General features: G+C 46.6%; 11 protein-coding genes. 2 read left to right on the top strand and 9 right to left on the bottom strand.

What is annotated here, in order from left to right; all coding sequences use genetic code 11:
* Positions 1-32: 32 nt before the first annotated feature.
* The 8 genes from trpE to QUB33_RS10320 all read right to left on the bottom strand — a co-directional run bounded on the left by trpE (position 33) and on the right by QUB33_RS10320 (position 8,224).
* Entirely contained in the window at positions 33-1,580 is a 1,548-nt protein-coding gene (gene trpE / locus QUB33_RS10285; RefSeq protein WP_333350036.1) for an anthranilate synthase component I, read from the bottom strand.
* 98 nt (positions 1,581-1,678) lie between these two features.
* Positions 1,679-2,539 carry a GNAT family N-acetyltransferase gene (locus tag QUB33_RS10290; RefSeq protein ID WP_333350038.1) on the bottom strand — a complete coding sequence of 287 codons (861 nt, stop codon included), beginning with the start codon at positions 2,537-2,539 and terminating at the stop codon, positions 1,679-1,681.
* 163 nt (positions 2,540-2,702) lie between these two features.
* Positions 2,703-3,128: a photosystem I reaction center subunit II PsaD gene (locus tag QUB33_RS10295; RefSeq protein ID WP_332949173.1), complete on the bottom strand. Its 426-nt coding sequence runs from the start codon at positions 3,126-3,128 to the stop codon at positions 2,703-2,705.
* 297 nt (positions 3,129-3,425) lie between these two features.
* Positions 3,426-3,926, bottom strand: coding sequence for a peptidoglycan-binding protein (locus tag QUB33_RS10300; RefSeq protein WP_333350040.1), 501 nt, complete (start codon positions 3,924-3,926; stop codon positions 3,426-3,428).
* Positions 3,927-4,548: 622 nt separating this feature from the next.
* Positions 4,549-4,731 (bottom strand): hypothetical protein, encoded by a 183-nt coding sequence (locus QUB33_RS10305; RefSeq protein WP_333350042.1) that lies wholly within the window; start codon positions 4,729-4,731, stop codon positions 4,549-4,551.
* A 29-nt stretch (positions 4,732-4,760) separates the two neighbouring features.
* A complete protein-coding gene (locus QUB33_RS10310; protein WP_333350044.1) occupies positions 4,761-6,746 on the bottom strand; it encodes a DICT sensory domain-containing protein in 1,986 nt (661 codons plus the stop codon).
* A gap of 678 nt (positions 6,747-7,424) precedes the next feature.
* Positions 7,425-7,736, bottom strand: coding sequence for a DUF2973 domain-containing protein (locus QUB33_RS10315; RefSeq protein ID WP_190662628.1), 312 nt, complete (start codon positions 7,734-7,736; stop codon positions 7,425-7,427).
* A 158-nt stretch (positions 7,737-7,894) separates the two neighbouring features.
* The gene (locus tag QUB33_RS10320; RefSeq protein WP_190662629.1) at positions 7,895-8,224 is read right to left on the bottom strand and encodes a DUF2605 domain-containing protein; all 330 of its coding nucleotides are present in this window, start codon (positions 8,222-8,224) and stop codon (positions 7,895-7,897) included.
* 410 nt (positions 8,225-8,634) lie between these two features.
* Here QUB33_RS10320 and thrS point away from each other — a divergent pair, with 410 nt between their 5' ends.
* On the top strand, positions 8,635-10,464 hold the full coding sequence (gene thrS, locus QUB33_RS10325; protein WP_333350046.1) for a threonine--tRNA ligase: 1,830 nt from the start codon (positions 8,635-8,637) through the stop codon (positions 10,462-10,464).
* A 168-nt stretch (positions 10,465-10,632) separates the two neighbouring features.
* A complete protein-coding gene (locus QUB33_RS10330) occupies positions 10,633-10,764 on the top strand; it encodes a DUF4058 family protein (protein ID WP_333350056.1) in 132 nt (43 codons plus the stop codon).
* A 68-nt stretch (positions 10,765-10,832) separates the two neighbouring features.
* On the opposite strand, the gene QUB33_RS10335 is transcribed toward QUB33_RS10330, so the two are convergent.
* The gene (locus QUB33_RS10335) at positions 10,833-11,378 is read right to left on the bottom strand and encodes a hypothetical protein (RefSeq protein ID WP_333350049.1); all 546 of its coding nucleotides are present in this window, start codon (positions 11,376-11,378) and stop codon (positions 10,833-10,835) included.
* Positions 11,379-11,552 lie beyond the last annotated feature (174 nt).

The raw sequence follows: 11,552 nt of genomic DNA on the forward strand, positions 1-11,552 counted from the left end.
GGGTTTCAACCGCCGAGTCCTATATTTATTCGCTACTTCAAACAGCGAATTGCCTCTAACATTCCCCTGGCTTTATTAAGCGTTTCTTCGTACTCCATATCTGGGTTAGAATCAGCCACCAAACCAGCACCTGCTTGCACAGAAACCGAATGTTTATTGCCTCCTTGAGAGCGAACAACCATAGTCCGAATGGCGATCGCAGTATTCAACTGTCCCTCAAAATCATAATACCCGTAAACCCCAGAATACGGCCCCCGGCGACAACCTTCCAACTCGTGCACAATCTCCATCGCCCGAATCTTCGGAGCACCGCTAACCGTACCCGCAGGAAAACCAGCTTTCAACAAATCCCAAGCTGTCTTATCCTCAGCCAATTCTCCCACCACATTGCTCACAATGTGCATGACGTGAGAATAACGCTCAATTTCCATTAATTCGTCAACTTTTACAGTACCGTTTCGGCAAACTCTTCCTAAATCGTTCCTGCCCAAATCAACTAACATGACGTGTTCCGCAATTTCCTTCGGATCTTGCAGCAATTCAGCAGCCAAAGCATCATCTTCTTGAGGAGTTTTACCCCGGCGGCGAGTGCCGGCGATTGGTCGCAAAGTTGCAATCTTTTTGCCATCAGCAGTATTTTCCGCCTTCACCATAATCTCGGGACTCGAACCGATAATCTGCCAATCTCCGAAATGAAAATAAGCCATGTACGGAGAAGGATTAATCAGACGCAAAGATCGGTAAAGTGCAAAAGAATCGCCACTGTATTCAGCCTCTAGTCGCTGCGAAATAACTACTTGAAAAATATCTCCGGCTTTGATATAATCCTTAGCTTTTAATACATTAGCACAATACTTTTCACGGGTAATATTGCTAGTGTAAGCCAATTCTGTATTTCCGGTTGTGGAACGGGAATCTTGCCCGTTATTGGGAGGTGTCCATTCTATGAGAGTAGATTGCCGGGAAAGCGGCGATTGCAGCTTCTGAACTAACTTGCCAACGCGATCGCACGCTTGCTGATAAGCCTCGGCCAAATCAACACCAACCTCCCGCAAATCCGCATAGGCGACTGCCCAAATTTTCCGCTTCACCTGATCGAAAATCAGCAAATTATCAACCTGCATCCACAATCCATCCGGCAAATCATTCTCACTTGCTGGATGCACGGGAACTCGCGGTTCTATCCACTTAATTAACTCGTAACCCCAAAAACCAAATAACCCGCCAATTCCCGCCGGCAACTGCGGCAATTTCACCGGTTGATAAGACTCCAAACATTCTGTTAAAGCTACAAACGGATCGCCCGTAAATACTTTTTCGGAACCGTCACGGTAAACTTGAGTTGTGCGATATCCCCTTGCCTCCAAAATCCACAACGGATCGCACCCTAAGAAACTATAACGCCCAAGTTTTTCCCCACCTTCGACCGACTCCAGCAGAAAACTGTAAGGTTGACCCGCACAAACCCGATACCACGCAGACACCGGCGTATCCAAATCAGCAACCCATTCTTGATACACGGGTACAAAATTGCCTTGTTTCGCCAGTTCCGAAAATTGTGAGAAATCGGGAAATATCATATATATCAGAAGGAAGAGGGAAGAAGAAAGAAAGAAAGAAGGAAAATTCAATCCTGGCAATAATTTCAGCGATTAAAAGCGTCCTAACCGTCTTGGGCTCAATAAACAAAAGACGGAAAGCAAAATCCGTGAGGCTGTTGGTACTCGCCAACTGCCATCACCGCCATCGGTTTGAGCGCGCGCAGCCCCTCTTGCAAACACCAGCGAAACAAACTTGCGTAACGCACCGGCAAGTGGAAAGAAACCTGTGCTTCGGAGTTCGACGCGGCCGCCCCCAAAAGCAAAGCCTGCATATCCGCCTCAGTTTCTGCGACGCTGTGGCTCAAAGCCGACACCGCACAAGTATAAGCCACAATCCGACCTTGTTTGCAAGCAACCCAAGGAGAAAAGAAATTCAGGGCGTACTCAATATCGCTAGTTCGATCGCACCTGTATAATTTCTTGCACAAAACCGCACATTCACCAACATCCTCACTAGCCAGCGGTCGCACCTCAAACCCATGCTGCGGCTGGCTGCGGAACTTCCCTTCCATTAACACGAAAGGTTCCTTCACCTCAAAACCCAAAGAAGCGTACAGCGACAGCGACGCCATATTAAAAGATTCCTGAACCAAACGGATGCCCACAGCGTCCTGTCCGCGTTCCAGCAAAGCTTTCATGATTTCGCGTCCCGTGCCGCGACCTTGAAAAGTTCGATCGACACTGACGGGCCCGATACCGCGAATCGGGCTGCGTTCGTCCATAAACCCGCAGCCGACAACAGCACTCTCGCTCTCGGCTACGATTCCAAAAAATACCGGACTCTCGATTAGCAAGCTAGTTATTTCGGTTGCAAAATCCAGCGTTGGAAAATCTGTAGGGAATTGATGGCGATCGGAAATATCTTTAAAAGCTTCATAAGTAATGCCAGCGCAAACATCGATATCAGAAGGCTGCGCTCGCCTGATTACGACATTCATTTTTAATTTAACGATTAACTTTTAATAAGATTAGAAGTTTGCAGTAGTATTTTGGCGCTGCCGGCTTAGCCTCCTGCGCCAGAATACTACTGCAAAAACAAGTTTACAAGCTGAGCCTTACAGGGAATATTACCTATGTTTTGCTCAGCCATGCAGTCATTGTCTAAGGATCGAAAGTCTTCTTACCGCTGAACTTCAGCTTAGCCGGATTTGGATTGCTGCCAATATTGCGGTCAATCTTACCGTTGTAGGGACGACCTTCGTTCACCTTCTCAGGGAACACGCCATCCTTGGGATGCAGGTACTCAGTAGTACCGTCTGGAAACACGCGGTAAATTTTGTAGTTGGTGATTTTGAATTTAGCCCGCAGTTGCTGGCCGCCCAAAGCGATGCACTGCTCCTTGCGGGGCAGATGCAGCAAGTTGTCGCCTTGACGCATAATCGCAGCGCCACCCGTAGGCATTTCAAACACCTGCTCCTTGGGGCTAGTCCAAGTGATAGCGTACTTCTCTTCAACTAGCGCCTTGGTCAGCAAGCCGCCTGTGCTGCCGCCGAAGATTGGGGGTTGTCCAGTAAGTTGTTCGGCCATAGATATATCCAAAGGATTTTTACGGCATCGTATCATCGAGACTGCACGCTGTTCTCGAAATTGTAAGGAAAATTAACAGTTTTTTGGCGATCGATCTTTTCTGATAATTGATAATTAGTAATTAATAATTGATAATTGGTAATTTCCACCAAAGTTAGAAAACAGAATTAGGTAGCCCGAATCCCGAAAAAATAATCAAAAAAAAACAGCAATTATTCGGGTGCCCACAAGCACCCGAATAATCACACATTCCCCCAACTCCCCCCCACACACGATCGAACAATTTACCGCGCAACCCTAAGTCAAGAACCAATTAGGGTCATAGCCGCGCGGAATTTGGCTCAAAGCCTTCCAAGTTTCTTGATTGACAATCCCGTCGGCCTCAATCCCAAAGCTTTTTTGAAATGCGCGAACAGCTTTGTCCGTCAAAGTAGCAAAGTCGCCGTCAATTTTACCGCCATAATGCTTGGAAAGTTTGAGAACTTCCTGAACAGTAGCGACTGCTTCCCCAGAACTGCCCAGTCTGAGTACCGGCATATTAACTGGAGCTCCAGTATAAAGCGCCTGCCAAGTGAGCGGCCCGACAATGCCATCCGGCGACAAGAAAACCCGAAACTGAAACAGTTTCACAGAAAATTCAACTGCTTTGTTAAAAATTCCTTTAGCAGGGTGCCGATAAAGTTGCAACTTGGTTAGCAGTTGTTCCAGTTCCAATACCGCTTTACCTTGAGAACCTAATTGTAGTTGCGGCTTGTTGGCCATAGGTTGAGTAGATTTCATCTGGGTTGTAGGTGACATAATCGATTTTCCTACCCTCTAGCTTTGAGTATTCTTCTGGGAAAAAACTTTTTCCGGGCGAAACATTTGCATTCTCAACTTTTCACGAATCAACACTGGCGTCGGCAGTGCCTCAACAGATTCGCTCGACTTGTACCATCTCACGACTTGTGGACAAGAGACTTATACCATTTTAGATTTTAGATTCGACATGACTGAGGACTATTGGGGTTTGCACCTTACCTACAGTTGGATTCTTTGTTTAAACTGATATTAATTTTCGGCAGCCTCCCTAGGTATTCTGTCGCCAAACCGGGTTTAAGACGGCAAGCGCATCCTGAATCTGCTTTGATACTTTCGATTTTAAAGCTGAACACCGCGTGGCCATATCACCTTTAAGGCCGATCTAAGAGGGTGAGGGTTGAGGGTGAGAGAGGGTGTAGCAGCGGAGGCTGGTTTTGGGGTGAAGACTTTTCTGTGCGAGCGTGTCTCGGTCGATCGATTAATATCGATTTCGGTTGCACTCCTCATCATTGTTGACTGTGTGACTGTTGACTGTGAGTCAAAAAAATGAAAATTGCGCTCCTGATTTTTTGGCAGCTTGATTCGACTTTACACCCGAGGATGAAGCGCGGATTTGAGATCATTCCGGCGCAGCCGGATTTGATATAACTTGAGCGATTTTTGCGCGTTCAGACGCCCACAAACTCGGCTTTTTACCGTATGTTTCATGTAGATGTATATCGCGAGAAACCGGGTTTCGAGCAACAGAATCAGTAAGGATGCGAGAACTGTAAAGAAACCAGGTTTCTGGGGTGTAATTCATAAACCTGGAATACGCTGTATCAATTCAGTCTAAACAGTGGGAATAGTAAAGTGAAATTCACTTCCTCGGTCTTTTCCAGCGGAATCTACCCAAATTTTACCGCCCCAGCCGGCAACAATCTGTTTGCAAATTGCCAATCCCAAACCGGTACCGCCGGCGCTGCGGCGCAAAGCTCCTTCTTCTTGATAAAATCGATCGAACACTACTTTTAAACTGTTCGCCTCTATTCCCCTCCCCGTATCAGCTACGAGCACTTCCACCATCTGAGAACCGTTGCATTTCGCTCGCACTGTCACGCTTCCTTGAGGTGTGGTGAATTTGCAAGCGTTGTCTAGCAGTTTGGATATCACCTCCACCAACCACTCTCCGTCAGCTTGCACTAAAGGCAATTCTGCGGACACCTCGGCGATAATTTCCGGTAACTGTCGATCGACCGTGCGCGATCGCACGCTGCTGAGGGCCAAATCAACGCATTCTTGCAGCGTCAGCGATTCTACATTCCATTGGACTCGCCCGCTTTCTAAGTGAGAAAGAGTTAAGAAATCCTGCACGAGTTTCCGCATTCTATCGGCATCGCCGAGGGCAGTTTCTAACATGATTTGCCGCAATTCTGCGGGCATATCTGGTTCGGAGTTCAAACTTTCCAAACAAACTTGAATCGTAGAAAGAGGGGTGCGGAGTTCGTGTCCGGTGATGGCAATTAGATTGCTGCGAGTGCGGTCTAATGCTTCTAATTGTTGGTTGAGTTCTTCTAAATGAGCGTAGGTTTCTGCTTGAATTAAGGCCGCCCCGAGTTGGGTGGCGATCGCCTCTACTAAAGCAATTTCGTCTTCTTCCCAAGGTAAAACCGAGCGGCACTGGTGCATTTCCACCATTCCCAAAACCCGCCCCTGATAAAGCACTGGCACCATTAACCAAGAGACAATTTGCCAATTTTTTACAGTTTTTCCCAGCAATTTTGTATTGACAATCAGCGGGTGTTGTGATGTGTCTTGGATGTAAACTCGCTCTTGCCGCGCCACCGCGTCGCTCCATATTTGATTTTCCTGCAACAGCCAAGTCTGATCAAGCATGGAACTAGCGCCGGGTTCCAAAAACTCGCGATCGATTTTGACTGCCACATCTGTGGCTTTGCACCGATAAATCAAACATCGGCTTGCCGACAGGGCAGTGCCCAGTTCTTGGACTGCAACTTCGACGATTTCTTGTGGGTTGAGAGACTGCCGCATTGCCGTTGTAATTAAGTTTACGAGGCGTTCTTTGCGTTCCTGGGCGGCGATGGCGGCGTATGCTTTGAGCAGTTTGTGCTGGCCTGCTTGCAAGTAGGTGACTAAGCGTTCGGTAAAAGCATCGCTCAATTTGGGATTGGGAATTTTTGAGCTTTTTCCCCTACTTATGTCGGGTTTGGCGGCTTTGGAAGTGGCGGATTTCCTCGTTTTTTTCGGTGTTTTGAGCTTGTAAGTAGTTCGCGCTCGATCGATCTTTTCGGCCAATTCCGGGCGATATGTGACAATTCTATCGAGCAACAATGCGGCAGCTTTGGAGCTTACCTCGCGGTCGAACGTCCAAATTCCTTCAAATCTGCGAGCTTGATCCATCACCTGCGGCCCGCGCTCGTCCTGATTTTCGATCGGCACAATTTTTTCTTGACAAATCAAGCAAGTTGAGTAGTGTTGGCCGAGCACCACTAAGTGCCACTCTTTACTTAATCCGTCCTCCGGTGCAAACGCGACAGTTTCGTGACACTCCGAAGCATTTTTAAAGTCTGTTTCCGGTGCTGCCAGCACGTATACCTGAGACGAGCGTGAGGCAATTCGCTGGTAGCGGTGAGCTTCTTGGCGGTAGAAGCGCTCTCGCTGAAAACTTGCAATGACTAGCGGTTCGTCGGAACCCGCCAAAACTAAGTCTTCCATCGCGTGAGACAGGGCTGTCATGGAAGATTTGAAATAAATTTGTGCCCGCAGTTGGGGCAAAGCTTGCAGAAGTTCTGCCAGTAGCGAAATAGGGACGATCATCTAGCCTTAAACGTGCATTTTTGCCGATGACAAAACAGGATCGATAGGAGGTTTAGAGCGATCCCTTTTCAGTATCTGATACATTTATGCTTCATAACACGACTGTTTAAGTCATATCATGCTAGCCATATCATTTAGACGAATCTAAGCAAAGCTATCCCTCCAAGACCTTGAGATCATCCCAAAGTCACCTGTTTTTACGTCTAGGTTTTGACGCTAACTCATCTATTCACGCTGGGATTCGGGCGTTAGCACTCCCACCATTGAGACTTGTTAGGCACCGCTTGCGGATCTCTTGCATTATACTATTCTTGAGCTATTTGATATCAGTGCCATCTGTATCGGTTTTTGGCGAACCGGTTTTTGGCGATCGATCGGGCTAATCGGCAATTAAACTTTCAAAAATCACAAATAATTGGCCATTAGTTAAAAACTAACGGCCAATTATTTTGAGGACTTATATCCAATCTGGTTAGATGCGGAATGATGCCAAGGGTGCGAGCATCATCGCGAGCTCTTAAGCTCGCACTGAACTCGGAAAATTATTATTCCGATGAAGCCCGGAAACGATTTTCACCAAAATCTATGAATAAAAAGGGTTTCGGACACCTAGCTTGTAAGTCCTATATTTTTTTTGAGGCATAGCGCCTAAGTATAAATGCTGCGGCTGTGGTTGTATTAGGCTAGTTCGCCCCCTTCGTCGCTGCCGCCCGGAGATGATTTGTAGAGAGCATCTAATTGTTCGCGGGCGTCTTGGACAGTCAGCGAACGCATCACTAACAGTGGCTCATTGACTATGTTTCCCTGTTCGTCTAAAAGTTCTGGATGCGGTACAGATTGAGAGCCAGGATAGGATGGGTGGCGATTATTTGCCATGAATTGTTGAGGACGCTGAGACTCCATACCAACGGTGACTAGACTGCGGATTAAGTTACCGACTGCCAGAAAGGCAAGAACGGTAAAAGCTAAAATATAAAGCAGGTGCAACATTATCTTCTCCTCCGGGCTAAACAGCCACACAGCAATTTACAAAAGTGTTTCAGCAAGTAATAACTTATTAACTGGAAATCTGATTGAGGTTGTCAAGTGGGCCGCCACATTTCCCTAGGTTGGGGATTTGACTGCAAATTTAACTTGAACTCGCTTCGTTATTTTCCAGGGGGAGCTGACTGCAATGAGCGAAAGCGTGCCGATACTTGCCAGCATTCGGCGAGCAGTCTGTGCCACGGCATCAGTGCTGTGGTTTCAATCCCAACTTGACCTCCGGTTGCTTGAAATAGACCTTTAGCTGCGCCTACTTCTTGCTGAGCCTGTTTGACTCGCGCCAGCAAGTCAGATTGCTCCTCGTCGCTGAGAAAGGGCATTTCCTCAGTTTCTAAGAGGTTTGCCGATCGGTCGAACCAGTAATTGAAATCCTCTAACAGCGGTTCCAGTAACGCTTTGAGCAATTCTGGCTCGGGCAAATTGGAATTAAGCATGGATCAAAATTGGGTTATTTATCTATTATAGTCTTAGGCGGTCTTTACAAATTGTAACATATTTTTAACAAAAATTCAATAATTTAATAACAATTAGCCGGTGGATGTGAATAAATTTAACTGTGCCAGCAGCGATGTTTGAGTCAAAATCCCCAAATTCTGCCAAATTAGTTCGCAACCTAACGGGTGGTTAAAAAACGGGTTTTTTCAGGCCATACTTCGTTACAGCCCACCAAAATAGTAAAAAATCCGGTTTCTGAGAGTCGGAGTGCCGGAGGCACTAAACGTCGCAACCATCAGGGCCGTTGTTGTAATTTCCCGGAGTGTCCCCCAGCCGGAAGTCGGCGCTTACTGTCCCAATCTTAGTAAGATAGAAGCAACTGCAACTAAATTAATTGTTAATTCAGCCGATGTCTAGCTCACAATCCATGTCCCCTCCAGAAGAGTCCGTTAAGATTGAGTTGCCCCGCACGAGTGAGTCGGAGGCACTAAAAAAAATTCGCCACACCACCTCCCACGTTATGGCGATGGCGGTGCAGAAGTTATTTCCCAAGGCGCAAGTGACGATCGGTCCTTGGATTGAAAACGGTTTCTATTATGACTTTGACACTCCCGAACCTTTTACGGAACAGGATTTAAAAGCCATTAAAAAAGAGATGATCAAAATCATCAACCGTAAATTGCCTGTAATTCGGGAAGAAGTCAGCCGCGAGGAAGCGGAACGCAGAATTAAGAAGATTAACGAACCTTACAAATTAGAAATTTTAGAAGGTTTGATCGAACCGATTACTCTTTACCATGTGGGCGAGGAATGGTGGGATTTGTGCGCCGGGCCTCACTTAGAAAATACCAGTGAGTTGAATCCAAAGGCGATCGAGCTAGAAAGCCTAGCAGGCGCATACTGGCGCGGCGACGAAACCAAAGCTCAATTACAGCGCATTTACGGCACAGCTTGGGAAACTCCCGAACAATTAGCAGCATACAAACACCGCAAAGAAGAAGCATTAAGGCGCGATCACCGCAAATTAGGCAAAGAATTAGGCTTGTTTATCTTTGCCGATCCAGTTGGGCCAGGTTTGCCTTTGTGGACGCCGAAAGGCACTGTTTTGAGAAGTATTTTAGAAGATTACTTAAAACAAGAACAAATCAAGCGCGGCTATTTGCAAGTTGTGACTCCCCACATTGCCAGAGTCGATTTGTTCAAAATCTCCGGCCACTGGCAGAAATACAAAGAAGATATGTTTCCGCTGATGGCGGAAGATGAGGAAGCGGCAGCAAACGAACAGGGTTTTGTGATGAAACCCATGAATTGCCCTTTTCACATTCAAATTTACAAAAGCGAATTGCGTTCCTATCGCGAATTGCCGATGCGCTTAGCGGAATTCGGCACAGTTTACCGCTACGAACAATCGGGAGAGTTGGGCGGTTTAACGCGGGTACGCGGCTTTACCGTGGATGATTCCCACTTATTTGTCACGCCGGAACAATTGGATGCAGAATTCTTGAATGTGGTGGATTTGATTCTATCAGTATTCAAGAGTCTCCAACTGAAAAACTTTAAAGCGCGTTTGAGTTTCCGCGATCCGAACAATTTAGAGAAATACATCGGTTCCGATGAAGCTTGGGAAAAAGCTCAAGGTGCAATCCGCCGCGCAGTGGAAACATTGGGAATGAATTATTTTGAGGGAATTGGGGAGGCGGCTTTTTACGGGCCGAAACTCGATTTCATTTTCCAAGATGTTTTGGATAGAGAATGGCAATTAGGAACTGTTCAGGTAGATTACAATTTGCCAGAACGTTTTGATTTGGAATACGTCGCTGAAGACGGCACTCGCAAGCGCCCGGTGATGATTCACCGCGCTCCTTTCGGTTCTTTGGAACGCTTGATCGGGATTTTGATCGAGCAGTATGCGGGCGATTTTCCGCTGTGGTTGGCGCCGATTCAGGTGCGGTTGTTGCCTGTCAGCGCCGAGTTTTTGCCGTTTGCGAAGGAAGTGGCGGCGAAGATGAAGGCGCTCAATATTCGCGCTGAAGCTGATGAGGATAGCGAGCGTTTGGGCAAGTTGATTCGCAATGCTGAGAAGGATAAAATTCCGGTGATGGGTGTTGTGGGTGCGAAGGAAGTTGAGGCGAATAGTTTGAATATTCGGACTCGGGCTTCTGGGGAGTTGGGGGCGATTTCGGTTGATGAAGTGATTGGGAGGTTGCAGGCGGCTATTAGTAGTTACGGCGATTTTTAGGGGATTTTAACCGCAGATTTTAGAACGGGCGAGACGCCCGTTCCACTATTCACTTAATGGGCGTCTCTCCTGTTCCACGATTAACTTAACGGGCGAGACGCCCGTTCCACAATTAATGCAAATGATAAGCTGTTGTGCATTTAATTTTCACAATCCTCTCTCTTGCCTTTGCGGGCGGCCGATGGGGAACCAATTGTAGATTTACAAGGGTTATTAAATGGGGTTTACGATCATTGCGCCGCCTATGACTTTAGAATAGATTATACCGCCGCACCAGTTCCCCCGCTGTCGGAAACTTAAGCTGCTTGGGCGGATGCTTTGTTGGAGAAGAGGGGATTGAAAGGGCGATCGCAAATAACAACCGATAGTTAAGGGCCTAACCGCTTTTTCAAAGCATCCAAAAAATGAACAGACCAATATTCAAGAAATCGGCTTTTCAGAGGTTTGATGAATTTATCCCAAGGATTGAGGTCAACAATATAATTCCCGATTTTGAGGCCAACAGGCTCTAAATGTTTGCCTTGTATTTCCTGGCTCAATAAAGGCAATTGTCTATTACTTAGCTGTTGTAGAAGCCAAAGTACATCGCTGTTTTTTTGTTGTTCTGGACTTTTGTTGATATCATTGGTAGAACCAGCAATATCATCTCGATTGAAAGAAATTATTGCAGTCAAATTAAACAGAGAACTATTAGCAATAAAGCATTGAGTTTGTTCTCTGGTTGGTAGCACTCCTAAGCGGAATTTGTCTAACAGTTTTGCTAGCGATCGCACTGGAATAGCGCTCTCTGTATTGCTGATATCAGGAGCAATTAATAAGGACGGCTGGTCTTTAATTGAAGGTCGGTCGATGCCCAGGTTTTCGATAAACCTTTGAATCCGTTCGTAGTCAGGGCGATCGCAGAATTTCTCCACAATATTTGGATACTGTAGTTTAGACTAACCAAAGATGAGAACGGTGGCAAAAGAAGAACTAGAGCCACCGCGCCAGGAGAGAATGAGGGTGAAAAAGAAAACCTATCCACTCCTTAAATGAACAGTGAACGATTAAAGGACTTTCGTCAAGCAGCATACGAGTTATTGGTACGA

The organism is Microcoleus sp. B3-A4 (genome assembly GCF_036705385.1).
Taxonomy (GTDB): domain Bacteria; phylum Cyanobacteriota; class Cyanobacteriia; order Cyanobacteriales; family Microcoleaceae; genus Microcoleus.